At 67.8% G+C, this 23504-nt stretch carries 27 protein-coding genes, 1 tRNA gene, 1 other RNA gene and 1 pseudogene; 9 read left to right on the top strand and 21 right to left on the bottom strand.

Annotated features, from left to right (window positions below; translation table 11 throughout):
• The first annotated feature begins 27 nt into the window (after positions 1–27).
• The 4 genes from glp to ACFVJ3_RS00195 all read left to right on the top strand — a co-directional run bounded on the left by glp (position 28) and on the right by ACFVJ3_RS00195 (position 4266).
• Positions 28–1212, top strand: a complete 1185-nt coding sequence (glp, locus tag ACFVJ3_RS00210; protein WP_378450144.1) for a gephyrin-like molybdotransferase Glp — start codon at positions 28–30, stop codon at positions 1210–1212.
• Positions 1209–2183, top strand: coding sequence for a bifunctional molybdenum cofactor biosynthesis protein MoaC/MoaB (gene moaCB / locus ACFVJ3_RS00205; RefSeq protein WP_378450143.1), 975 nt, complete (start codon positions 1209–1211; stop codon positions 2181–2183). The genes glp and moaCB overlap by 4 nt, the downstream gene beginning before the upstream one ends.
• A complete protein-coding gene (locus ACFVJ3_RS00200) occupies positions 2176–2589 on the top strand; it encodes a molybdenum cofactor biosynthesis protein MoaE (RefSeq protein WP_378450142.1) in 414 nt (137 codons plus the stop codon). Before moaCB ends, ACFVJ3_RS00200 begins: the two co-directional genes overlap by 8 nt.
• A 252-nt stretch (positions 2590–2841) precedes the next feature.
• On the top strand, positions 2842–4266 hold the full coding sequence (locus tag ACFVJ3_RS00195) for a DEAD/DEAH box helicase (protein ID WP_378450141.1): 1425 nt from the start codon (positions 2842–2844) through the stop codon (positions 4264–4266).
• On the opposite strand, the gene bluB is transcribed toward ACFVJ3_RS00195, so the two are convergent.
• The 3 genes from bluB to ACFVJ3_RS00180 are packed head-to-tail and all read right to left on the bottom strand — an operon-like array spanning position 4263 to position 6604.
• Positions 4263–4922, bottom strand: a complete 660-nt coding sequence (bluB, locus tag ACFVJ3_RS00190; RefSeq protein ID WP_378450140.1) for a 5,6-dimethylbenzimidazole synthase — start codon at positions 4920–4922, stop codon at positions 4263–4265. The two genes, ACFVJ3_RS00195 and bluB, sit on opposite strands and share 4 nt — an antisense overlap.
• The gene (locus ACFVJ3_RS00185) at positions 4919–5956 is read right to left on the bottom strand and encodes a CobW family GTP-binding protein (protein WP_378450395.1); all 1038 of its coding nucleotides are present in this window, start codon (positions 5954–5956) and stop codon (positions 4919–4921) included. The genes bluB and ACFVJ3_RS00185 overlap by 4 nt, the downstream gene beginning before the upstream one ends.
• 45 nt (positions 5957–6001) lie before the next feature.
• Positions 6002–6604 carry an alpha/beta fold hydrolase gene (locus ACFVJ3_RS00180; protein ID WP_378450139.1) on the bottom strand — a complete coding sequence of 201 codons (603 nt, stop codon included), beginning with the start codon at positions 6602–6604 and terminating at the stop codon, positions 6002–6004.
• A gap of 62 nt (positions 6605–6666) precedes the next feature.
• Between ACFVJ3_RS00180 and ACFVJ3_RS00175 the strand changes: the two genes are divergently transcribed.
• On the top strand, positions 6667–6903 hold the full coding sequence (locus ACFVJ3_RS00175; RefSeq protein WP_378450394.1) for a MarR family transcriptional regulator: 237 nt from the start codon (positions 6667–6669) through the stop codon (positions 6901–6903).
• On the opposite strand, the gene ACFVJ3_RS00170 is transcribed toward ACFVJ3_RS00175, so the two are convergent.
• Complete coding sequence (locus ACFVJ3_RS00170; RefSeq protein ID WP_378450138.1) at positions 6815–7300, bottom strand: acyltransferase; 486 nt, start codon at positions 7298–7300, stop codon at positions 6815–6817. The two genes, ACFVJ3_RS00175 and ACFVJ3_RS00170, sit on opposite strands and share 89 nt — an antisense overlap.
• Positions 7301–7427: 127 nt before the next feature.
• On the opposite strand from ACFVJ3_RS00170, the gene ACFVJ3_RS00165 reads away from it, so the two are divergent.
• On the top strand, positions 7428–7829 hold the full coding sequence (locus ACFVJ3_RS00165; protein WP_378450137.1) for a PAS domain S-box protein: 402 nt from the start codon (positions 7428–7430) through the stop codon (positions 7827–7829).
• Positions 7830–8107: 278 nt separating this feature from the next.
• Here ACFVJ3_RS00165 and ACFVJ3_RS00160 read toward each other — a convergent pair whose 3' ends face one another.
• The 16 genes from ACFVJ3_RS00160 to prfB form a co-directional block, all read right to left on the bottom strand.
• The gene (locus ACFVJ3_RS00160) at positions 8108–8317 is read right to left on the bottom strand and encodes a hypothetical protein (RefSeq protein ID WP_011598322.1); all 210 of its coding nucleotides are present in this window, start codon (positions 8315–8317) and stop codon (positions 8108–8110) included.
• Positions 8318–8404: 87 nt separating this feature from the next.
• Positions 8405–8477 (bottom strand) — tRNA-Ala (locus ACFVJ3_RS00155).
• 162 nt (positions 8478–8639) lie between these two features.
• Positions 8640–9371, bottom strand: coding sequence for a DsbA family protein (locus ACFVJ3_RS00150; protein ID WP_378450136.1), 732 nt, complete (start codon positions 9369–9371; stop codon positions 8640–8642).
• A 41-nt stretch (positions 9372–9412) separates the two neighbouring features.
• Positions 9413–9901, bottom strand: a complete 489-nt coding sequence (locus ACFVJ3_RS00145) for a MauE/DoxX family redox-associated membrane protein (protein WP_378450135.1) — start codon at positions 9899–9901, stop codon at positions 9413–9415.
• Positions 9902–9927: 26 nt separating this feature from the next.
• The gene (locus tag ACFVJ3_RS00140; RefSeq protein ID WP_378450134.1) at positions 9928–11154 is read right to left on the bottom strand and encodes an MFS transporter; all 1227 of its coding nucleotides are present in this window, start codon (positions 11152–11154) and stop codon (positions 9928–9930) included.
• 59 nt (positions 11155–11213) lie between these two features.
• Positions 11214–12845: a phosphoglucomutase (alpha-D-glucose-1,6-bisphosphate-dependent) gene (pgm, locus tag ACFVJ3_RS00135; protein WP_378450133.1), complete on the bottom strand. Its 1632-nt coding sequence runs from the start codon at positions 12843–12845 to the stop codon at positions 11214–11216.
• 74 nt (positions 12846–12919) lie between these two features.
• A complete protein-coding gene (crcB, locus tag ACFVJ3_RS00130) occupies positions 12920–13264 on the bottom strand; it encodes a fluoride efflux transporter CrcB (RefSeq protein ID WP_378450132.1) in 345 nt (114 codons plus the stop codon).
• Positions 13261–13635, bottom strand: a complete 375-nt coding sequence (locus tag ACFVJ3_RS00125; RefSeq protein ID WP_378450393.1) for a fluoride efflux transporter FluC — start codon at positions 13633–13635, stop codon at positions 13261–13263. Before ACFVJ3_RS00125 ends, crcB begins: the two co-directional genes overlap by 4 nt.
• Before the next feature lie 86 nt (positions 13636–13721).
• Positions 13722–14093: a transfer-messenger RNA gene (gene ssrA, locus ACFVJ3_RS00120) on the bottom strand.
• 95 nt (positions 14094–14188) lie between these two features.
• Positions 14189–15043, bottom strand: a complete 855-nt coding sequence (locus ACFVJ3_RS00115) for an EamA family transporter (RefSeq protein ID WP_378450392.1) — start codon at positions 15041–15043, stop codon at positions 14189–14191.
• Between the two features lie 8 nt (positions 15044–15051).
• Positions 15052–15525 (bottom strand): SsrA-binding protein SmpB, encoded by a 474-nt coding sequence (smpB, locus tag ACFVJ3_RS00110; RefSeq protein WP_378450131.1) that lies wholly within the window; start codon positions 15523–15525, stop codon positions 15052–15054.
• A gap of 76 nt (positions 15526–15601) precedes the next feature.
• On the bottom strand, positions 15602–16507 hold the full coding sequence (gene ftsX, locus ACFVJ3_RS00105) for a permease-like cell division protein FtsX (RefSeq protein ID WP_378450130.1): 906 nt from the start codon (positions 16505–16507) through the stop codon (positions 15602–15604).
• Positions 16508–16573: 66 nt separating this feature from the next.
• On the bottom strand, positions 16574–17263 hold the full coding sequence (gene ftsE, locus ACFVJ3_RS00100; protein ID WP_005240222.1) for a cell division ATP-binding protein FtsE: 690 nt from the start codon (positions 17261–17263) through the stop codon (positions 16574–16576).
• A 55-nt stretch (positions 17264–17318) separates the two neighbouring features.
• Positions 17319–17780, bottom strand: coding sequence for a hypothetical protein (locus ACFVJ3_RS00095; protein WP_378450129.1), 462 nt, complete (start codon positions 17778–17780; stop codon positions 17319–17321).
• Entirely contained in the window at positions 17777–18673 is an 897-nt protein-coding gene (locus tag ACFVJ3_RS00090) for a mechanosensitive ion channel family protein (protein WP_378450128.1), read from the bottom strand. Before ACFVJ3_RS00090 ends, ACFVJ3_RS00095 begins: the two co-directional genes overlap by 4 nt.
• A gap of 5 nt (positions 18674–18678) precedes the next feature.
• A complete protein-coding gene (gene prfB, locus ACFVJ3_RS00085; RefSeq protein ID WP_378450127.1) occupies positions 18679–19785 on the bottom strand; it encodes a peptide chain release factor 2 in 1107 nt (368 codons plus the stop codon).
• 166 nt (positions 19786–19951) lie between these two features.
• On the opposite strand from prfB, the gene ACFVJ3_RS00080 reads away from it, so the two are divergent.
• Both ACFVJ3_RS00080 and hisN read left to right on the top strand, forming a co-directional pair.
• Positions 19952–20446: a beta-class carbonic anhydrase gene (locus ACFVJ3_RS00080; protein WP_378450126.1), complete on the top strand. Its 495-nt coding sequence runs from the start codon at positions 19952–19954 to the stop codon at positions 20444–20446.
• Positions 20447–20495: 49 nt separating this feature from the next.
• Positions 20496–21284, top strand: a complete 789-nt coding sequence (hisN, locus tag ACFVJ3_RS00075) for a histidinol-phosphatase (protein ID WP_378450125.1) — start codon at positions 20496–20498, stop codon at positions 21282–21284.
• A gap of 136 nt (positions 21285–21420) precedes the next feature.
• Here hisN and ACFVJ3_RS00070 read toward each other — a convergent pair.
• Positions 21421–21959 (bottom strand): annotated as a pseudogene (locus tag ACFVJ3_RS00070) (sensor histidine kinase); the annotation flags it as partial.
• Between the two features lie 118 nt (positions 21960–22077).
• Here ACFVJ3_RS00070 and ACFVJ3_RS00065 point away from each other — a divergent pair.
• Positions 22078–23490: an acyl-CoA dehydrogenase family protein gene (locus ACFVJ3_RS00065; protein ID WP_378450124.1), complete on the top strand. Its 1413-nt coding sequence runs from the start codon at positions 22078–22080 to the stop codon at positions 23488–23490.
• The last annotated feature ends 14 nt before the right edge of the window (positions 23491–23504 follow it).

Raw genomic sequence — 23504 nt, 5'->3', positions numbered from 1 at the left:
ATTGGTGACCATGGCCGGAGGAACATCGTGACCGCACGCTCTGTGGAGCAGCACGCCCAGCACGTCGCCGAACTCCTCGCGACGCTCCATGAGCGCCCGGCCGAGGAGATTCCGCTCGGCGAGGCACTCGGGCGCACCCTCGCCGCCGACGTCCACTCCCCCGTCGACCTGCCGTTGTTCCGCAATTCGCAGATGGACGGCTATGCGGTCGACGCCGCATCCGTCACGTCGGTCCCGGCCGTGCTGCCGGTGCTGGGCGTGATCGCCGCGGGACCGGCCGGCGCCACCACCCACACACCCGGGACCGCATACCGGATCATGACCGGTGCACCGATCCCCGACGGCGCCGACGCCGTCGTCCCGGTGGAGGACACGGAGGCCACGGACGGACAGGTCCGCATCGAACGCTCGCGCATCGCGGGCGAATTCGTGCGCGAGCGCGGCAGCGACGTCCGGGAGGGCACGCTCCTGCTGCCCGTCGGCAGTGTTCTCGCCGCCCGGCACATCGCCGTCCTCGCCGCCGTCGGCCTGCAGCGCGTCCCGGTGCGTCCGCGTCCCCGCGTCGCCGTGATCACCACGGGGGCCGAACTGGTGGACGCCGGGACCACGCTGCATCCCGGAGAGATCTACGACTCCAACGGAATCGCTCTCGCGTCGAGCGCCAGGGCCAACGGCGCCGAGGTCGTCTCGATCACCCGCAGCGGCGACGACCCGGCCGAGTTCCGCACCCTGCTCGCGGAGGCGACCACCACCGCCGATCTCGTCCTCACCTCCGGCGGGGTGTCCATGGGCGACTTCGAGGTGGTCAAGGAAACGCTCTCCCCGCTCGGCGCGCAGTTCGGTCACGTCGCGATGCAACCGGGTGGCCCGCAGGGCACCGCCGTCGTGGACGGCACGCCCGTCCTCAACTTTCCCGGGAACCCGGTCAGCACCCTCGTCTCGTTCGAGGTGTTCGCGCGTCCCGAGATCCGGCGCGCAGCCGGGCTCCCCCCGACGGAACCCGAGGAACTGCCGCTCGCCGCGGCCGTCACCTCCATTCCCGGCAAGCGGCAGTTCCTCCGCGCACGCCGCACCGACGCCGGAGTCGAACTCGTGTCCGGCCCCGGTTCCCATCTCGTCGCCGCGATGGCATGGGCGGACGTCCTCCTGGACGTTCCCGCCGACGTCACCGCGCTCGACGCCGGCCAACTCGTGAAGGTGATCCCCCTATGAGCGACCTGACGCACCTCGACAGTGAGGGCCGCGCCCGCATGGTCGACGTGAGCGCGAAAGCGGACACGACCCGAATCGCGGTGGCCGCCGGGCAATTGGTCACCACGCCCGCGGTGATCGAACTGGTGCGGGCCGACGATCTGCCCAAGGCCGATGTTCTCGCGACGGCCAGGATCGCCGGGATCTCGGGGGCGAAGAAAACGTCCGAGCTTATTCCGCTGTGCCATCAGCTCGCGCTGTCGTCGGTGAAGCTGGAGTTCGGGTTCACCGACGATGCCATCACGATCGAGGCCACCGCGAAGACGAAGGGCCCGACCGGCGTCGAGATGGAGGCCCTCACCGCTGTGGCGGTGGCCGGATTGACGTTGCACGACATGGTGAAAGCCGTCGACCCCGCCGCGACACTGGACGGTGTCCGGTTGCTCACCAAGGACGGCGGCAAACGCGGACACTGGACGCGTGAGCAGCAGAATTCCGGAACTCCCACGGTGACACCGCGATCCGCGGCCGTCCTGGTCGCCTCGACCGGCGGCGCGAGGGGCACACGGGAAGACACCACCGGCCCGGTGATCGCCGCGTGGCTCGAGGACCGTGGTTTCGCCACCCGGGGTCCGCTGGTCTACGCGGACGCCGACATCGCGGCCGGCCTCGCCGACGCACTGTCCGGCAATCCGGCGCTGATCATCAGTACCGGCGGCACCGGCGTCTCCCCCACGGATGCCACCCCGGAGGCCACCCGCGCAGTGCTCGACCGAGAACTCCCCGGTGTGGCCGACGCCATCCGGAACCGCGGAACGGAGGTGACGCCGCACGCCTCGCTGAGCCGCGGACTCGCCGGTGTGGCGAACGGCACAGTCGTGGTGAATCTCCCCGGCTCGCCGGGCGGTGTCAAGGACGGATTGTCCGTCCTAGATCCCATCGTCGACCACCTTCTCGCTCAGGTCGCCGGCGGAGGTGCGCACGATGAGTGACATCCTCGCCCAGATCTCGGATCAACCCCTCGATCCCGCCGTCGTCGACGCCGCCGTGGCCGGGCCCGAGCACGGCGCCGTCGTGGTCTTCACCGGCGTAGTCCGCAATCACGATGGCGGACAATCCGTTTCGGCCCTCGAGTACCAGTCGCACCCGGACGCAGAGCGCTTCCTCCGTACCGTCTGCGAGGAGGTCGCGGCGTCCACCGGATTGCCCGTGGCGGCCATCCACCGGGTCGGATCCCTCACCGTCGGCGACCTCGCGGTGGTCGCCGCGGTCGCCGCTCCCCACCGTGCCGAGGCGTTCGCCGCGTGCGCCGAACTGGTGGAGCGGATCAAGCACGAGGTACCCATCTGGAAGCGGCAGAAGTTCGCCGACGGGGCGTCGGAATGGGTCGGTTTGTGACTCCTCGGTCGGACCGTTCGGCTGCCACCGGGTAGAGTGGCGATCACTAGGTGACCACGACGGTCATCCAGCGTCGTAGAACGCATTCAGTTCGGTCACCCGAATCCTGTTGGATGTGCATCACCGCATCCGCTCTTCTTACGGCGAAGAAGCTTGCCGACCGGCAACGCCGCCAACCTGTGCTCGAGCTCCGACGGAGACCTTCCGTATCGGCCCTCCGGGCACAACCCTGTGCCCGAAAGGCCTGACCACTTGTCTGATACACATACTCCCGACACGACGTTCGCCGCGCTCGGCGTTCGCGAACCGCTGGTGAAAGCACTCGCCGACAAGGGGATCACCTCCCCGTTCCCCATCCAGGTCGACACCCTCCCCGACACGCTGTCGGGCCGCGACGTGCTCGGCCGGGGCAAGACGGGCAGCGGTAAGACGCTCGCCTTCGCCATCCCGATGGTGTCCCGCCTCGCGGGTGAACTGTCGGGCGGAAAGCGCCGCCCGGGTCGCCCGGTGGGCCTGATCCTGGCCCCCACCCGCGAGCTCGCCACGCAGATCACCGTCGCCCTCGAGCCCCTCGCCGCCGCCTACGACCTGCGGGTCACCACGATCTTCGGTGGTGTCTCCCAGAACCGTCAGGTGAGCGCGCTCAAGGCCGGCGTCGACATCGTCGTCGCGTGCCCCGGACGGCTCGAAGACCTGATGAAGCAGAAGTTCGTGAGCCTCGACGCCGTCGAGATCACCGTGCTCGACGAGGCCGATCACATGGCCGACCTCGGCTTCCTGCCCGTCGTCACCCGCATCCTCTCCGCGACCCCCCAGCAGGGGCAGCGGCTGCTGTTCTCCGCCACCCTGGACAATGGCGTCGACAAACTGGTGAAGCGGTTCCTGAAGAACGAGGTCCTGCACTCGGTCGACGAGGCGAACTCGCCCGTCGCGGCCATGACGCACCACGTGTTCGACGTGGACGGTGTCGAAGCCAAGCGCAAGCTCGTCGAGCGGCTGGCGTCCGGAACCGGCCGCCGGATCCTGTTCATGCGCACCAAGCACCAGGCCCGCAAGCTGGCCCGTCAGCTCACCGAGGCGGGAATCCCCTCGGTCGACCTGCACGGCAACCTGTCGCAGGCGGCCCGTGACCGTAACCTCGCGTCGTTCTCGGCCGGTGAGGCACGCGTGCTGGTGGCAACCGACGTCGCAGCGCGCGGCGTCCACGTCGACGACGTGCAGTTGGTCGTCCACGTCGATCCGCCCGCCGAGCACAAGGCGTACCTGCACCGTTCCGGTCGCACCGCACGCGCGGGCAGCGCCGGCGACGTCGTGACGGTCGTGCTGCCCGAGCAGCGCAAGGACCTCGCCGTCCTCATGCGCAAGGCCGCGATCAAGGTGACCCCCGTTCGCAGCACCGCGGATTCCGCACACGTGCTCGACCTGGTCGGCGACATCGCACCGCATGTCGCTCCCGCCCCCAAGGCGGCGGCACCGGCGTCGAACGGCGGCGGACGCAATCAGCGACCGGGCGGCGCCCAGGGTGGACGCGGCGGTCAGGGCGGTCGCGCACACGGTCAGGGCGGCGGGGCACGTCGCTCCCGCACGGGGGGAGCCGGACGCCCGCGTGCCGCATCGTCCACGGGCGGCGGAACTCACACGGCGTCCGCCGGTGGCTCACGCCGCCGTCAGGGCTAGAACTTCTCGAGGTGGACGGCGTCGGCCAGTGGCCGGCGCCCCCGCCACCCGAAGCGCTCGAGATCCGGCACCTGCTGGAACTCGGCGACCTTCCCCACGCACAGCCAGGCGATGGGGCGCACCGGCTCGGGGATGCCCAGCAGTTCGGTGAGATAGGGCTCGTCGTAGAACGACACCCAGCCGACGCCGACGTTCTCGGCGGCCGCGGCGAGCCACAGATTCTGGATCGCGAGCACCGCGGAGAACAGACCGGTGTCGTCGACCGTATGCCTCCCGAGGATGTGTTCGCCGCCGCGGCTCCGGTCGTAGGTGACGACGACGCCCATGCCGCTCTCGCAGATCCCTTCGATCTTGATGGGATCGAACGTCTTCTTACGGTCTTCGGGCAACGAGTCCGCGAAACGCCTGCGGGCGCCGGCCACGTGGTCGGCGAACGTGGCCAGCGTCCCGGTTTCGCGTACGACGACGAAGTCCCATGGCTGCGTGTTGCCGACGCTGGGGGCGCAGTGCGCCGCGCCCAGGATGCGGTCGAGCACGTCGGCCGCGATCGGCTCCCCGGTGAACTCGGCCCGCACGTCGCGGCGACGACGGATCGCGTCGTACACGGACAGCGCGGGCTCGGGATTCGTTTCAGGACTACACGCAGACTCGGTCACGCGGTCACGGTATAGCGGTGCACGCCCAGCATCGCGCCGGGGTCCGCCTCTTCCCCGTCCGCCACGACGCAGTCCGCGAGCCGGGTCCGCACATGCTCGGCCTCGATGTCGGCGCCGATGAGCACCAGCTGGGTCGCCCGCTCCTCGCCGGGTTCCCAGCGCGTCGACGTGAATCTGATGTGCGGACCGACCGTCTGCACTTCGAACTTCCGCGACTGTCCGGGCACCGCGAAGTGCACGAATCCCTTGATCCGGTAGATCCCGACCGGCCGCTTCTCGAGAAACTCGACGAGGCGCCGCGGATCGATCGGCGCGTCGGAGGCGAAATCGACTGCCTCGTAGGACGAGTGCAGGTGATCGTGGTCTTCGCAGTGGTCGTGCTGGTCCAGCAGGAGCCGGTCGAGGGTGAGCTGCTCCCCCGCCGCCGGTTCGCGCCCGGGTTCACGATCGAACAGCAGGGTGGGCTCGATCCTGCCGTGCACGGTCGTCAGGACCGGCGCGCGATCGTTGTAGTCGCGGACCATCGCCTGCACGGCGGCGCGGCGGCCGTCGTCGATGCGGTCCGTCTTGTTCAGAATCACGAGGTCGGCGAGCGTGACGTGCTTGCCGAGGTCCGGGTGCTGCGCCGACATGTCCTCGAACTGCTCGCCGTCGACCATCACGACGAGACCGCCGTACACGACGTGCGGGTTGGTGCTGCCGAGGACGAGCCGAATCATGTTGCGCGGCTCGGCAAGTCCGCTCGCCTCGACGATGATCACGTCGATCTGCGACGTGGGATGGGCGAGTCGGTCCAGCATCTCGTCCATGTCGCTGACGTCCACGGCGCAGCACATGCACCCATTGCTCAGCGACACCATGGAATCGACCTGACCGGCCACCATCATCGAATCGATGTTCACGGCGCCGAAGTCGTTGACGATGACGCCGACCCGGACCCCGCGGTTGTTACGCAGCACGTGGTTGAGCAGGGTGGTCTTTCCCGAACCGAGGAATCCGGCGACGATGACGACGGGAATCCGCTTCTTCGCCAACGCTGCAACCTCCATGGGACCTCGACGAGCTACCGGGCGCCCATCCTAGCGCCCCGCCCCGGCGGCGAGGATCGCCGCGTCGACGTCGGCAGCGGGCGCCATCGGCAGCGCGTGATGCGTGGCTCCGGGAATGGTCGTGACCGTCGCCGACGGGAGCAACCGGCGGATGTTCGCCGCCACCTTGGCCGGATCGTGCGCCCGGCTGCCTCCTGCCAGCACCACCGCGGTGTGGGCGGTGAGCCTCGCCAGCGCGTCAGGCTTCGGGCGCGGCGGCGCGCCTGCGGTCTCCCAGCCGATCAGACTCCGCTGCCGCGCCTCCGTCGGATTGATCAGCACCGGCACCGCACGGAGCAGGTATCTCGGGCTCATGCGCGCAAAGCAGGACGTCGGGTCGAGCAGCTCCAGGCGGTCGACGCGGCGGAAATCGTGCAGCGCGTACGCGAGGGCGATCATGGCGCCGTACGAATGACCGACCATCGCGGACGCGTTCACCCCGAGGTGGTCGAGCACCGCGTCCAGCCACTCGAACAGACTCTCGACCGTGTGCAACGGTGCACCGCCGTTCACGCTGCGCCCCACGTCGCCCATGACGTCCACCGCGAACACCCGGTGACTGCGGGCGAGCGCCGCGACGTTCGCGATCCACACGGTCGACGTCGACCGCGCGGGGCCCCGCCGCCACACCCGGATGGCTCGGAAGTCAGCTCGGCATCAACTCCGCCTCGGTCACCGCCCTGCTCGACCGCATGGAGAAGGCGGGCCTGATCCGCCGCAACCGGGACGCCGACGACCGTCGCAGGTCGTTGCTCGCCGTCACACCCCGCGCCATCGAGCTCGGTCAGACGTTCTTCGGACCGCTCAGCGCACGGACGGCGCGGAGTCGAGGTCGCGGACACGACGCGCCGGCGACCCCGCATAGAGCCCGTTCGGCTCGCAGTCGCGGGTGACCACGGTGCCCGCCCCGATGACACACCCGTCCCCTACCGTCACTCCGGGCAGGATGATCGCGCCCGCGCCGATCCAGCACCCGTCGCCGACCACGATCGGACGGTCGACCACCCGCCCGCCCCGGCCGGAGCTCGGACCGATCTCGTGCGTGCTCGTGATGAACTGGGCACGGTGCCCGACAGCGACCTGCCGGCCGAGCGTGATGGGCGCGGTACCGTCGAACAGCACTCCGCGGTTGACGAACGTCCCCAGCCCCATCGTGACGTCCTTGCTGCCGAAATAGCAGCCGGAATAGATGCCGGCTCCCCACACTTTCGCGCCCGCCGCCATCAGCAGGAGAACGCGCAGCCACACGGGGACGAACGCGGAGGCCTGGACGATGGTGACGAACCGCATCCCGTCACCCTATCCCCGCAGAGCAGGTTCGCGACCGGGAGTTGCTCTCCATTAACTGCGACACTGCCCGAAGATCCGAGGCGCGGCGTACTATGTGGGCGCCATCGAAGATGCCCGAGGGGGGACAGTGAGACAACTGGATAGCGACGGATTCGCTGCACTGGTGGAGTCCATCCCCCACGCGATCAGCGTCCACGACCGGGAACGAAACCTCGTGTTCAGCAACTCCGCCTGCGCGGCCCTGATCGGCTACAGCGCCGACGAATTCGCAGACCTTGAACACGAGCAACTGTTCCACCCCGACGACGCCGAACTGTGGCGCACCATGCTCGCCCGGGTCCTGAGCACGGAAAACCCCAGCGCGACAGCACATCTGCGCATCCGCCACCGGGAAGGCCACTGGATCTGGGTGCGCGTAGCGGCGTCCACGTTCACCGCAGGCACCGAGAGGCTGGTTGCCCTCGTGCTCCAGGACGAGTCCGACACGATCTGGGGCGACCCCACGGCCGCGAGGCAACCGATCCGGTAACCGCCCGCTCACCGAGCGTCGCCGGAAGCCGGGCCGCTGCACGGCGGAGTCCGGACGGTGGCGCCGCATCGCCGGCAGAAGTGGGTGCGGTGCCCACCGTTGTTCGACGTCGCGCACCCGCACACCTCCCACCCCACCAGGCACGTGTTGGCGGCCAGCGTGTGCCCGTTCGGACAGCGCCCCGGCGCAGTTTCGGTTCTGGCGGCCACACGTCGAACCTACCGGTGTTCGAACATATGTGCGAGTCCGGCCCCGAGCCCCCTCGCTGCGGTGATCGGTCACATGTAGTTGCCGGGCGAACCGTCCTCCTGCCCGTCCTCCCGCTCCACCAGGAACCAGCTCCCGGGGGCGTAGATCAGCTCCCGGGCGGCACGGACGATGACGAGCGCCCCGGACTCGTGGATGCTGTAGCTGTCGTCGTCGCCGAAGTCGGTGACGGCGAACTCCGCCAATTGGTCGAATGATCGATGCGTCACAGTGAATGTCATGACGCCAGTGTCCCACCGGGACAAGGGGGATGAATGAGGAAAACCTCCCACCCGCATTGTCTGCGGATGAGAGGCTTCTCTCGAAAGTGGAGCTAAGGGGACTCGAACCCCTGACCCCCACACTGCCAGTGTGGTGCGCTACCAGCTGCGCCATAGCCCCGTATTCGGTTGTTCTCCGCACTCGGAATGACTTCCTCCGTGCTCGAAGAAAGTTACACCATAGCCGACCGGGCCAACAAATCGCCTGGTCAGAGGCGCTTCGCGCCCGTGCGCCTTTCTGGTTGTTCCAGCTACCAAAAAGGCGCACGGGCGGCGGAGCCGCCTACAGCTGCGACACCCAGTTCTCGTTGGAGAGTGCATCGATGACGGTGCCGTCCTCGACCACGGCTGGGGTGCCGGTAGCGCCGCTCGCGGCGAGGGCCTGACGGCCCGCCTCGGCGTGCGCACGGGCCTGCTCGACCTTCGCACCGGTGGTGATGCACTGGGCGGCCGCGTCGGACGCTCCGGCGTCGCCGGCGATCTGCGCGAGCTCCTCGTTGGTGTGATCGGAGCTGCCGTTCTCCTTCGGCTGGTTCGACGGGGAGAACAGCGCCGCATGGAACGCCGAATACGCCAGGGCATCACCGGATTCCGCGATGCACTCGGACGCCGCGACAGCGCGGGTGGAGTAGTCACCGCTCGCCGACAGCTGGTCGAGGAAGTTCAGGATGTGGTAGCGGACGGCCACCTTGCCGTCGTCGATGGCCTGCGCGAGTTCCTGGCCGTTCTTGTTCTCGAGCTCGGCGCAGTACGGGCACATGGGGTCCTCGAACAGGTCGACCGTGGTCGCCGCGTCGGGACGGCCGAGACGCACGACGCCGTCGTCCTGCAGCGCAACCTGGACCTCGGAGTTCTGGACCCCGCCGTACCCGTCGTTGCGCGGCTTGCTGCGGTTGCTCTGCCAGATCACACCACCGATGACCAGTACGGCGATGACCAGTACGGCGAGCCCACCGAGAATGTAGGTGGACCGGCTGGATTCCGGCTGCGGGTTGTACTTGTTCTTCGAGCTCACGTGGATGCAGTCCTTCGACGTCGGATCGATTTACCGAATGCTTACTCTGCCACCGTCTGCTGAGGGGTCACTGAGAAAGTGGTGCGGGAGCGGAGCCCCAGCGCGAACGGGGTACGGGGAAACACGATCAGCCACACGGCCAGTGCGAGGAAGCCCACATCCCGGAGGATTTCCTTGGTGTAGTCCCAGCCGTTCACGTCGGCCGTACCGCCGCCGCCGAAGCATCCGCAGTCGATGGACAGCCCGCGGGCCCACACCGAGACGATCACGCCGATGAGCACGAGCAGGAGCGCGGCGGACACCGCGGCCGTGGCGCGGACGGCGAGCCCGATCAGCAGGAGCAGCCCGAGGGCGATCTCGAAGAACGGCAGCGTGTTCGCGACCGGCCGGACGAGGTCCTCGGGAAGCAGTTGGTAGGCGCGGACCGCGATGATCGTCTGGGCGGGGTCGGCGACTTTGAGTGCGCCGGAGACCAGCCAGACGGTGGCGAGAGACAGCCGGGCGAGAAGGGAGACGACCTTGATCCACACCCGGACGAGCGTACCGAAGACGCCGGTCAGACCGCCTCGACGGACACCTTGGGCGCCGGCTTGTTCGGCACGAGCAGCCAGCCCACTGCGGCGAGGAGCATGACCCCGCCGGTCACGCCGAATGCGACCGCGTACGACAGGTGCTGGGCGAGCAGACCCGCCCCGACCGGGCCGAGGACTCCGCCGACGTCGGCGACCATCTGGAAGGCGGCCAGCACGGGACCACCACGGGACTTCGCGCCCACGACGTCGGCGACCGCGGCTTGCTGCGCGGGACTCATCACTCCGGAGCCGATGCCTGCGATGCCGGACAGCACCAGGAACACCAGCAGGTTCTCGCTGAGGCCCATCCCGACGGTGCTGGCACCACACACCAGCAGTCCGATCAGGACGAACAACTTTCGGCCGTAGACGTCGGACAATCGCCCGGACACGATGAGGACGAGCGCATTGCCGACCGCGAAGACGGTGAGGGCGATGCCGGCGAGGGCGGCGTCGCGGTGCAGTGCCTCGACGACGAACAGGGGGACCATCGCCACCCGCACTCCGAAGATCACCCCGCCGAACGCGAAATTCGAGCCGAGCGCGGCGCGGTAGACGGGCTGGCCGAGGGCCTCCCGGAGCGTCATGGTGGCACCGGCGGCGGTGGCGTCGGGCGCCGTCAGGTGCGAACCCCGCAGGCTCACGAAGACGACCGCGGCCGCGATGACGAGGGCGATCGCGTAGATGACGAACGGAACCCGGAGTCCGAATCCGACGAGCAGCCCGCCGACGAGGGGTCCGGAGATCGATCCCATCAGGAAGCTCGTCGCGTAGAGCCCGGACACTCGGCCGCGCCTGTCCACGGGGGCGATGCGGATCACCAGCCCCATCGCCGACACCGTGAACATTGTCGAGCCGATGCCACCGAGTGCGCGGAAGACGAGCAATTGCCAGTAGTCCCCCGCGACCGCGCAGGCGGCGGTCGAGGCGGCGACGATCAGGAGTCCGGTGATGTAGACCGGCCGCTCCCCCAGTTTCTGCACCAGCCGGCCGCTGACCGGGGCGAAGATCAGGCGCATGAACGCGAACGACGAGATCACGACGGTGGCCGCCGTCACGCTCACGTCGAAGCTGCGGGCGAACTGCGGGAGGGCGGGTGCGACGATCCCGAATCCGAGTGCGATGACGAAGCTGGCCGAGACCAGCACCCAGATTTCCGAAGGGAGCCGCGGGCTGAGCCCGGCGGGCAGCCCGGCTGCGCGAGTGTTCATAGTTGAATCCGATGGTAGGTGCCCCCGCTTCTGCCGCAGCACCTACCCCGGCCGAACACCTACTTCAGGACGTCGGCCACCAGTTCCTTGGCCGCCGCCTGCACCTCCGCGAGATGGTCCGGGCCTTTGAAGGATTCGGCGTAGATCTTGTAGACGTCCTCGGTGCCCGACGGCCGCGCCGCGAACCACGCCGACTCGGTGGTGACCTTCAGCCCGCCGAGGGCTGCCCCGTTACCCGGGGCACTCGTCAGCGTCGCGGTGATCGGCTCCCCCGCCAGTTCGGTGGCCGACACCTGTTCGGGCGACAGTTTCGCCAGCACCGCCTTCTGGTCCCGCGTGGCGGGGGCATCGATGCGCGCGTAGGCGGGGCTGCCGAACTGCTCCGCCAGTTCCCGATACCGGACCGACGGTGTCTTGCCGGTCACCGCCGTCATCTCCGAGGCGAGCAGGGCCAGGATGATCCCGTCCTTGTCGGTGGTCCACACCCCGCCGTCGTGGCGCAGGAACGACGCACCGGCACTCTCCTCGCCGCCGAAACCGAGCGAGCCCTCGAGAAGTCCGGGGACGAACCACTTGAAACCCACCGGCACCTCCAGCAGTTCACGGCCGAGGCTCCCGACCACCCGGTCGATCATCGACGAACTGACGAGGGTCTTGCCCACCTTCACCGTCGAACCCCACCCCGTGCGGTGCGAGAACAGGTAGTCGATGGCCACCGCGAGGTAGTGATTGGGATTCATCAGTCCCCCATCGGGAGTGACGATCCCGTGCCGGTCCGCGTCCGCGTCGTTTCCGGTGGAGATGTCGAACCGGTCCCGGGCTCCGATCAGCGAGGCCATGGCGTCCGGCGACGAGCAGTCCATGCGGATCTTGCCGTCGGTGTCGAGGGTCATGAACCGCCACGTCGCATCGACGAGCGGATTGACGACTTCGAGATCGAGCCGATGGGTGTCGGCGATCGCACCCCAGTAGTCGACGCTCGCGCCGCCCAGCGGATCGGCGCCGATCCGCACTCCGGCGCTCCGGATGGCGTCGAGATCGAGCACGCTCGGCAGGTCGTCGATGTAGAAGCGGAGGAAGTCGTACCGCTCGGCCCGCTGGATCGCCCGGTCCGCGGAGACTCTCCGCACACCCGAGAGGTCGCGGCGGAGTAACTCGTTGGCACGGTCGGCGATGATCGTCGTCGCCTCGGAGCCGGCGGGGCCTCCGTGCGGCGGGTTGTACTTGAAGCCGCCGTCGCGGGGCGGGTTGTGCGACGGCGTCACGACGATGCCGTCGGCCTGCGACTCCGGACCGCTGCGGTTGTAGCGGAGAATCGCGTGACTGACCGCGGGGGTCGGGGTGTACCGGTTCCGCGAATCGATCAGCACCGTCACGTCGTTCGCGGCCAGCACCTCGAGAGCTGACGTCCACGCCGGCTCCGACAGAGCGTGCGTGTCGCGCCCGACGAACAGCGGTCCGTCGATGCCCTGGGACGCCCGGTACTCGACGATGGCCTGCGTGGTGGCCAGGATGTGTGCCTCGTTGAATGCGTTGTCGAGGCTCGATCCCCGGTGCCCGGATGTCCCGAACACCACCTGCTGCAAAGGATTCTCGGGGTCGGGCACGCCGCTGTAGTACGCGGTCACCAGGTGCGCGATGTCTACGAGATCCTCCGGCAGTGCCACCTGACCCGCTCTGTCGTGCGCCACGAGACCTCCTGGAAACTCATCGGGATCGAACTCGACTACCCATCCATCCTGCACCCTCGCACCGGAGTCTGCCCTCAAGACGTCAATCGGAATCCCAGCCAGGCGGCGGCCAGTCCGGCCGCGACACTCGCGACCACGTAGACGACGGACGTGAGCTCCCGCCGGATCCGCAGCAGTCCCACCGATTCCACCGCGAACGTCGAGTACGTGGTCAGTCCGCCGCAGAAGCCCGTGCCCAGCAAGGCGAACGTCTGCTCGGACATCGACGCCCCCGACAACAGTCCGAGGATCAGGCACCCGGAAACGTTCACGAGGAAGGTGGCCACCGGAAAACTGCGGTACGAGTCGACGTACCGGCCGGTGAGGTATCGCGTCGTCGCACCGAGCGCGCCGCCGAGGGCTACGAGCAGGACGGTCATGCCGCCGCCTGCCGCGCCAGCCGGTGCCGGTGACCGACGAGCATGCCCAGCCGCGCCGCGAGCAGGGCCGGTATCAGGGTGGCCACCACGTAGAGCGTCGCGGTGACGGCGTCCTCCTGCACCGCGTCGACGGCGAACGTCGAGAACGTGGTGAAACCGCCGAGAACGCCGACTCCCAGGAACAGTCGCCACAACCGGTCCGGTCCGACCGTCTCGGCGAGGTAGCCGAGCAGCAGCGACCCGACCACGTTGATCAGGAGGACGGTCCAGATGCCCGGCCACAGCTGGGCCAGCAGAAATCTCGCGGACGCACCGAGCGCACCGCCGAAGGCGACCACGGCCACCGGTTTCGTCAGGGACACGGCACATATCGTGTCACGATGGCAGGTCGAGGCGTCCGAACTCCGCCGGGCACAAAAAATCCGGGCCGGACACCTGGTGGTGTCCGGCCCGGATCTGGTGGAGCTGCCGGGAATTGAACCCGGGTCCTCCGCAGCAAAGCTAGGGCTTCTCCGTGTGCAGTTTGCTATGTCTCTACTTGGATCTCCCAGTCTCGCAAACAAGCCAGGATGACGATCCCAGTCGCTGTTGGTTGTCCCATTCGACTCCGCGACCGAGCCGAACGGTAAAGCCCTCTAGCTGATGCCAGTACCCGGACCGAGGGCGAACCCGGACTGACAGACACGCAGTCGCTACTTAGGCAGCGAGTGCGTAGTCGCGCTGATTGGAATCGGCGCTTATATGTTTGCAGCGACGCTTACGGTGGTCTCTTGCCTGCACCGACACGCTTCCCCTACCTCAACGTACGCAGTCGAAACCGTTCAGCCCCGTACGTGCCCCACGAGTCTCGCGGGGCCACCTAGTGTAACGCGAACCCGGTCCGGATTCATCCCGGTTTTCCTCCCGAGTGTCGGCGGCCGTATTTCAGCTGGCCACGGCGATCATTCCGACGGCCGCCAGAGCGAGGAGCATGCCCGCCTGCTGCATTCTGCTCACCCGTTCGCCGAGCATCACCATGGCCAGCAACACGGTGGCGGCGGGATACAGCGACCCGATCACGCTGACGAGCGACAGCAGCCCGCCCTGGAACGCGTACATCATGGCCGCGTTGGCCAGGACGTCGAGGAAACTCACGTATACGGCGAGCTTGAGGGGTTCGCCGTGCGGCAGCACGAAGTGGCCTGCGGACAACGCGACGAGCCACACCACCGCGGTCGCCGCGGCACGGGACACGGCGAGCGCCCACATCCCGCCGTCGTCACCGATCTGGTGCAGCGAGACGAAGGAAAGCGCGAATGCGATGCCGGATCCGACGGTGAGCAGCGCCACGGTCCGGGTGAAGCGCAGCACCCTTCCCCCGGCCACCTCCCCCGCGGTCTCGTCGGGAGATTCCCGGCTGACGAGGACGACGGCAATGAGGGCCACTGCGATCCCGATGTACGCGACGGACCCGGGCCGCTCACCGAACGCGAGTCCGATCAGTACCGGAATACCCGCGACCAGCACGGCCGTCAGTGGCGACACCACCGACATCGGTCCGGACGCCAGCGCGAGGTAGAACCACCAGACCGCCACGCCACCGGCCACTCCCGCCAGGGCTCCCCAGACGAGGGAGGACGAGGTGAGGGTGCCCCCGGCGAACGGGGCGATCACGAGCACGATCAGCAGCGACAGCGGGTACGACACGATGACGACGCGAAGCGCCGCGACCCTTCGGGACGCGACTCCCCCGATGAAATCGCTCACACCGTAACCGATCGCGGCCACGAGCGCGAGCAGGATGGACGTCAGCGCATGCCCTTGACTCGGCGGCCGAGTTCGCGGGTCACCTCACGCTCGGCGGTCCGCTTGGCCAGGTCCTGGCGCTTGTCGTAGTCCTGCTTACCCTTCGCGAGCGCGAGTTCCACCTTGACCTTGCCGTCGGAGAAGTACATCGACAGGGGAACCAGGGTCTGGTTTCCCTCCCTCGTCTTGCCGACGAGGTGCTCGATCTCGCGCTTGTGCAGCAGCAACTTCCGGGTGCGGCGCGGCGAGTGGTTGGTCCACGTGCCCTGCGTGTATTCGGGAATGTGCAGGGAACGCAGCCAGACCTCACCGTCGTCGACGGTGGCGAACGCGTCGACCAGCGACGCCTTGCCCTCGCGCAGACTCTTCACCTCGGTCCCGACGAGGGCGATCCCCGCCTCGTAGACGTCGAGGATGGTGTAGTTGTGACGCGCCTTGCGATTGGTCGCAATGACCTTGCGGCCCTTTTCCTTCACGTTCCGGGCCTTTCAGTCCGCGATGTCCGAGGTGGACAGTTCGTACTCTCCAGCATAGAAGAAGAGGCAAGCCGAATTATTCGCGGACGTACAGGCGCAGGGTCACGTACGCGGTGACCGCGGCCATTCCGACGCCGACGAGCACCAGCACCGGTGAGACGAACAGCACGTCACTGTTGGAGATCCGGGCCACGATGTTGGCCTCGTACACGTCGGCGAGCACGTCGTCGATGAACATGTTCTTCGCGGTGAACAGGCCGACGATGGCGAGGACGGCACCCACCAGCGCGGCGACCACCGCCTCGAGCAGGAAAGGCAACTGCGTGTACCAGCGGGTGGCACCGACCAGCCTCATGATGCCGACCTCGGTGCGCCGGGTGAACGCCGCGATCTGAACCATGTTCGCGATCAGCAGGATTGCCGCCACCGCCTGCACGATCGCGATCGCGAACGCGGCGTTGCGCACACCGTTGAGGACGCTGAAGAGCCGCTCCACCAGCTCGCGCTGGTTGAGGACGCTCTCGACTCCCGGGCGGGTGCCGAACTTCTCGTTGATCACGCCGAACCGCTCGGGGTCGCTGAGCTTGACCTTGAACGAGGCCGGGAAACTGTCGGGGCTGACGAGTGCGGCGAGCTCGGGCTGATCCTTGAACACCCGCTCCGTCGCGTCCTTCACGGCGTCGTCGCGGTTGAGGTACTCCACCGACACCACCGACGGCGTCTCCTCCAATTCGGTGCGCAGCGTCTTGCAGATCTGCCCCTCACAACCCGGGTCCGACGTGGAGATGTCGTCGGTGAGGAAGATCTGCACCTCGACGCGGTCCAGGAAGATCTGCTGGGTCTTGCCGGCCATCTGCACCACCAGCAACCCGCTGCCGAACAGGCCGAGCGAGATCGCGGTGGTGAGGATCATCGCGATGGTCATGGTGACGTTGCGACGGAGTCCGGTCAGGACCTCACTGAAAATGAAACTGGCACGCATCGGGGAATCAGAGTCCTTCGTAGGAGACTTGGGGACCGTACTGAAGCTGGAGTGCAGGGAGGGCGGCTAACGCCCCACGCCGTACACACCCCGAGCCTCGTCGCGCACCACTCTGCCGAGGTCGAGTTCCACCACCCGACGGCGCATCGAGTCGACGATGTGGTGGTCGTGGGTGGCCATCACCACCGTCGTTCCGGTGCGGTTGATCCGTTCGAGCAGCAGCATGATGTCCTGGCTCGTCTCCGGGTCGAGGTTTCCGGTGGGCTCGTCGCACAGCAGCACCAGCGGCCGGTTCACGAACGCCCGCGCGATTGCGACACGCTGCTGCTCACCGCCCGACAGTTCGGTGGGGAGACGGTCCGCCTTTCCGGACAGCCCGACCATCTCGAGCACCTCGGGAACGGTCCGGGAGATCATCGCGCGCGGCTTCCCGATCACCTCGAGCGCGAACGCGACGTTCTCGGACACGGTCTTCTTCTGCAGGAGCCGGAAGTCCTGGAAGACGACGCCCATGCTCTGCCGCAGCTTCGGCACGCGCCGGGCGGAAAGCTTGTTGACGTGGAAGTCCGCGATGTGGATGTCACCCGACGTCGGCGACTCCTCCTTGAGGAGCAGGCGCATGAAGGTCGACTTTCCCGAGCCCGACGGGCCGATGAGGAAGACGAACTCGCCCTTGTCCACCTCGACGCTCACCTTGTCCAGGGCGGGCCTCGTGGAGGTCTTGTACGACTTCGACACATTCTCGACGCTGATCACGAGGAGCCAGTCTAGACGTTATCGAACAGTGACCAAATGGAGCGACGCGCGGACGTCATCGCCCACTCGACGGTGTCGCCGACGTCGTCGGGACGGAAGAGGTGGTCGGCGGTGTGCCCGTCGGCGGAGGTGGGAACGGGTTGGGAATCCCGAACGGCAACGTCGGGGTCGACGTCACCTGACTGGTCCCGGTGGGCGCCGTCTCCTGCGGGGTCGGCTCGGGTGTCGTCTCGGTGGTCGTGACAGTCTCCGACGTCGACTCGGTCGTCGTCTCGATCTCCGACGTCGGCAGCGTGGTCTCCTGAAGGGGTGCCTCCCGGGTGGGAACGACTGCCGGAGCGACGGGCCCCTGGACCACCTCCTCAGCGGGGTTCAGATACGTGTACAGCGTGTACAGCACCACCCAGAGGATGCACAGCACCAGCGTCGACGTCCGCACCCGTCCGCCGAAGATCTTCGCGGGAAGGAACGACGAGTGCAGAATCCGGTCCAGTCCGCGCCGGGGTTCGTCGGTCATCCCTCGCCCTCCGCTGCCCGGACCGTCTGGAGGTCCGGTTCGACGGTGATCCCCTGCCGTCTCATCGCGGTGGCGATGCGCACGCGCAGTGCGCGACCCACCTGGAACTGCTTACCCGGCAGGGTTCGCGCCACGACGCGAACGCTGACCTCGTCGACAGTCAGACTCTCCACTCCCATCACTGTCGGTTCGTCGAGCAGTAGTTTCTTCAGTCCGCGATCCGCGAAGGCCTCGACACCGACCTGGTGCAGCACCTCGTTGACCCGGTTGATGTCCGATGTGGCCGGGACGGGAACGTCGATCACGGCGCGCGCCCAGTCCTTGGACAGGTTGATCGCCTTGACGATCTGGCCGTTGGGAACGGTGATGACCTCACCGTCCGAGTTCCGCATCCGGGTGACCCGGAGTGTGACGTCCTCGATCACGCCCTCGGCGTCTTCCGACGACCCCGTCACCGCGAGCTGCACCGTGTCGCCGAAGCCGTACTGCCGTTCGGTGATGATGAAGAAGCCGGCGAGGATGTCCTGCACCACGCGCTGCGCGCCGAAGCCGAGTGCCGCACCGAGCACGGTGGCCGGGGCCACCAGGCTGCCGATCGGCAGGCTCAGCTGGTCCAGCACCTTCATCGTCGCGATGACATAGATGATGGTGATGATCACCCAGGTGATCACCTGTGCCACCGAGTGCCGGTGCTTGGTCGCCTCCGACCGCACGAGGGCGTCGCCCTGCATGTAGTTGCTGTCGATCCGGTCGGTGACCTTGCTGCCGCCCCAATTGACGAATCGCGCCATCAGGATCGCTCCGAGGACGGTGAGCGACACCGCAAGCCCCGTCGACGAGAGCCAGTCGAGCAGGTTCCGGGTGGGAGCGAACATCGCCGCCGTCGCTTCCATAGGTATTAGGACGCCTGATTCTCGCGCATCCGCCACCGGATGCCCGATTCGAGGAATCCGTCGATGTCACCGTCGAGCACCGCCGACGGGTTGTTGACCTCGTACTCGGTGCGCAGATCCTTCACCATCTGGTAAGGGTGCAGCACGTACGACCGCATCTGGTTGCCCCAGGAGCTGCCACCGTCGCCCTTGAGCGCGTCCATCTCGGCGCGCTCCTCCTTCCGCTTGACCTCGAGCAGCTTGGCCTGCAGGACGCGCATCGCCGACACCTTGTTCTGCAGCTGCGACTTCTCGTTCTGACAGGTCACGACGATGCCGGTCGGGATGTGCGTCAACCGGACCGCGGAGTCGGTGGTGTTGACGGACTGCCCACCGGGGCCCGACGAGCGGTACACGTCGACGCGGACGTCGTTCTCGTTGACGTCGATGTGGTCGGTGGTCTCGACCACGGGCAGGACCTCGACCTCGGCGAACGACGTCTGCCGACGACCCTGGTTGTCGAACGGGCTGATCCGGACCAGCCGGTGCGTGCCCATCTCGACGGACAGGGTTCCGTAGCTGTACGGCGCCTTGACCGCGAACGTCGCGCTCTTGATGCCGGCCTCCTCGGCGTAGGACGTGTCGTAGACCTCGACGCCGTAACCGTGCTTCTCCGCCCAGCGGATGTACATGCGCATCAGCATCTCGGCCCAGTCGGCGGCGTCGACGCCACCGGCGCCGGAGCGGATGTTTACCAGCGCATCACGCTCGTCGTATTCGCCGGAGAGCATCGTCTTGACTTCCATCGCGGCGATGTCCTCGCGCAGGCCGTGTCGCTCGGCGTCGGCGTCCGCGATGGCCTCCGCGCCCTCGTCCTCGGCGAGTTCGTAGAGCACCGGCATGTCGTCGAGCCGCGACCGCAGTTCTTCGACGCGCCGCAGTTCGGCCTGTGAATGCGAGAGCTGGCTGGTGACCTGCTGGGCATGCTCCTGGTCGTTCCACAGCTCCGGATCGGCGGCCTGGTGTTCGAGCTCGTCGATGCGGCGGCGCAACTCCTCCACGTCCAGCACCGCTTCGACGGTACGGAGGGTGGTGTCGAGCTCGCTCAGGTCTGCGGATACGTCGGGATGCACGGTTCCCAAGGTTACCGGGTGCGCGCGCGGGCCCTCTCACCCCTGCTTCCCAGGCGAAGTCACCCCTTCCGATCACATCGAGTCAAACCCTTGCGGACCTCGGATACACCTTGTTGCATGCACGGGTACGCACATGTTTGTGCCGCCATTCCGGACGGAGTCGACGATGACCGTGACCGACCAGTACCTGAAGAACAACGAGGAGTACGCCGCCGGATTCACCGGGCCGCTCCCCCTCCCCCCGAGCAAGCACGTCGCGGTCCTCGCCTGCATGGACGCGCGCCTGGACATCTACCGGATCCTCGGCATCCAGGAGGGTGAATCGCACGTCATCCGCAATGCCGGCGGTGTGGTGACGGACGACGAGATCCGGTCGCTCGCGATCAGCCAGCGACTGCTCGGCACCACCGAGATCATCCTCATCCACCACACGGACTGCGGGATGCTCACGTTCACGGACGACGACTTCAAGAAATCCATCCAGGACGAGGTCGGCATCAAACCGGCCTGGTCGGCCGAGGCGTTCTCCGACCTCGACGAGGACGTCCGGCAGTCGCTGCGCCGCATCGAGTCCAGCCCGTTCATCACGGCGACCACGTCCCTTCGCGGGTTCGTCTTCGACGTCGCCACCGGAAAGCTCGCCGAAGTGAAGATCGACTGAGTTCGCGCGGGCGCCGTACGACCACGCGGTACGAGTAATCTGTGCGACCGTGACCGACCTCCACGCCGACCTGCAGCTCGCCCTCCGAATCGCCGACGAGGCGGACGCGATCACCAGGGCCCGATTCGGGGCGCTCGACCTGTCGGTCGACGACAAGCCCGACCTCACGCCGGTCACCGACGCCGACCTGGCCGTGGAACGGGCAGTGCGCGCGACGTTGGAAGCCGAGCGGCCCACCGACGCCGTGCTGGGTGAGGAGTTCGGCGGCGACGCTCAGCTCTCGGGACGCCAGTGGGTGGTCGACCCGATCGACGGCACCAAGAACTTCGTCCGCGGCGTCCCCATCTGGGCCACCCTGATCTCGTTGCTCGAGGACGGCGTCCCCACCGTCGGCGTGGTGAGCGCCCCGGCACTCGCACGCCGCTGGTGGGCCGCTTCGGGCGCGGGTGCCTGGTCGACGTTCGACGGGTCGGCGCCCGCTCGCCTCGCCGTCTCCGCCGTAGACCGACTGGGATCGGCCAGCCTCACGTTCTCGAGCCTGTCGGGATGGAAGGAACTGGGCATCCGCGAACAGTTCCTCTCCCTCACCGACGACGTGTGGCGGGTCCGCGGGTTCGGCGACTTCTTCTCTTACTGCCTGCTCGCCGAGGGCGCCGTCGACATCGCCGCCGAACCCGAGGTGTCGCTGTGGGACCTCGCGCCGCTCGACGTTCTGGTGCGCGAAGCCGGCGGCCGCTTCACCAACCTCGCCGGCGCCGACGGCCCGCACGGAGGCAGCGCACTGGCCACCAACACGCTGCTCCACGACGAGGCGCTGTCCCGCCTGCGCTCGAACTGACGCCGGCAGTAAGACAGACAGCGGTTCCCGACAAGACTCCGACGGAGGAGTCCGGCGTCGCCATCCTCGGCCCCGAGGAGGACGGAACGCCGGTGTCCGTCACGAAGAATTTCTCCTGAGCCAATTCCCGCCGCGTGTGCCTCATCGCGTTCGTCGGCGATTCCTGAACCACACGCAGGAGCGTCAGCCGGCCGATCGCGTCGAGCCGGGCGATGCCGGGGCCGATCCCCGCTGACACCGGGAAGCCCGCAGCCCGCGTGCGGTCGACCGCAGCGGCGATCTCTATCGACAGCGCCTCGGGTTCCACGAGCGCCACGTCGCCCATCGAGGGATCGTGCAGCGCGACGAGCAGCCGCCGGATGTCGGCGAGGGCATCGGATGCGATGCGGTGCACGTCCTCGAGCACCGAACTCGTGCGGCCGTCCACACCGTCAGCACGTGCTGCGCCACCCCGATCCGGAGCACGATCGACGCCATGTGGTGCGCGACGAGATCGTGCAGTTCCCGCTCCAGTGCGTTGCGCTCGGCGACGACGGCGCGGGACTGCGACTCCAGCCGGCGTGATTCGGCTTCGGCGGCGCGCAGCCGGTACGTCGCGGCGAGATCGCGCTGCGCGCGCAGATAAAGACCGAGCAGCAGCGGCAGTCCGACGAACGCGACCGTGGACACGACGGTAGGAGCCGGGGCGCTTTCGCGGACGGTCGCAGACATTCGAACTTACTCGATAGTAGACACCCACCTTACTGCTGAGTAAGATAGATCCTGTCCACGCCCGAACACCGAGAAACAGCTGGTGATCATGAGCAAGCAAGACACTGTTGCCCCCAACGACAGCGCGAAGCGGAAGCCCCGCGACACGTCCGCCGTCGGACTGAATCCGGTCAAGCGCGACGCCATGGGTGCCGCGATGCGCGTGCTGACCAAGATCACCGGTTCCGATTTGGCCGAGAAGTACAACCTGCGCCAGACGATCGACCGGGTGACCTACGAAGGCACGAAGACCGGCTTCAAAACCCTCGGCGCCGCGACCCGCGGCTTCCAGAAGGTGTCCGGCGGCGGTGCGCCGAAGCGCCTCCCCGACAACCCGACCGCCAAGGCCGGCTACTTCGACCTCACCCCCAGCGACGAGCAGCAGATGATCGTCGAGACCGTGCGCGAGTTCGCGGCCGAGATCCTGCGGCCCGCGGGCCACGACGCCGACGCTGCCGCCGCCGCGCCCGCGGATCTCGTGAAGCGCGCCGCCGAACTCGGCATCACCCTCATCAACGTTCCCGAGGAACTCGACGGGGCCGCCAGCGAGCGCGGGGCCGTCACCAACTCTCTCGTCGCCGAGGCTCTCGCCCACGGCGACATGGGACTCGCGTTGCCGATCCTCGCGCCGAGCGGTGTCGCCGTCGCCCTCACGCAGTGGGGCACCGACTCCCAGCAGAAGACCTACCTGCCCTCGTTCACGGGCGAGCAGGTTCCGAACGCCGCCGTGGTCGTCAACGAGCCCCGCGCACTGTTCGATCCGTTCGCGCTGCAGACCAAGGCGGTTCGCTCCCCCAGCGGTTACAAGCTCAACGGCGTCAAGAGCCTCGTTCCCGCCGCCGCCTCGTCGGAGCTGTTCATCGTGGCAGCCGAACTCGACGGCAAGCCCTCCTTCTTCATCGTCGAGGCCGACACCAAGGGACTCGTCGTCGAGGCGGACCCGAGCATGGGTCTGCGCGCCGCGGGCCTCGGCCGGCTCAACCTCACCGACGTCGCCGTGCCCGAGTCGGGTCTGCTCGGCGACACCGACGCCGACGTGCGGAAGGCCGAGTACGCCGACGCCATCCGGCTCGCCCGCCTGGGCTGGGCGTCGCTCGCGGTCGGAACCGGACAGGCCGTTCTCGACTACGTGATCCCGTATGTCAACGAGCGAGTCGCGTTCGGCGAACCGATCAGCAACCGTCAAGCGGTCGCGTTCATGGTCGCGAACATCGGCATCGAGCTCGACGGCCTGCGTCTGGTGACGTTGCGCGGCGCCTCGCGCGCCGAGCAGGGGCTCTCCTTCGCCCGCGAATCGGCCCTCGCCCGAAAGCTGGCGTCCGAGAAGGGCATGCAGATCGGTCTCGACGGCGTCCAGCTGCTCGGTGGCCACGGTTACACCAAGGAACATCCCGTGGAGCGCTGGTACCGCGATCTGCGCGCCATCGGCGTCGCCGAGGGCATCGTCCTGATCTGAGCGGCCGGATTCGA

The organism is Rhodococcus sp. NPDC127593, from assembly GCF_042671975.1.
Taxonomy (GTDB): domain Bacteria; phylum Actinomycetota; class Actinomycetes; order Mycobacteriales; family Mycobacteriaceae; genus Rhodococcus_F.
This window is presented reverse-complemented; position numbering and strand designations above follow the sequence as displayed.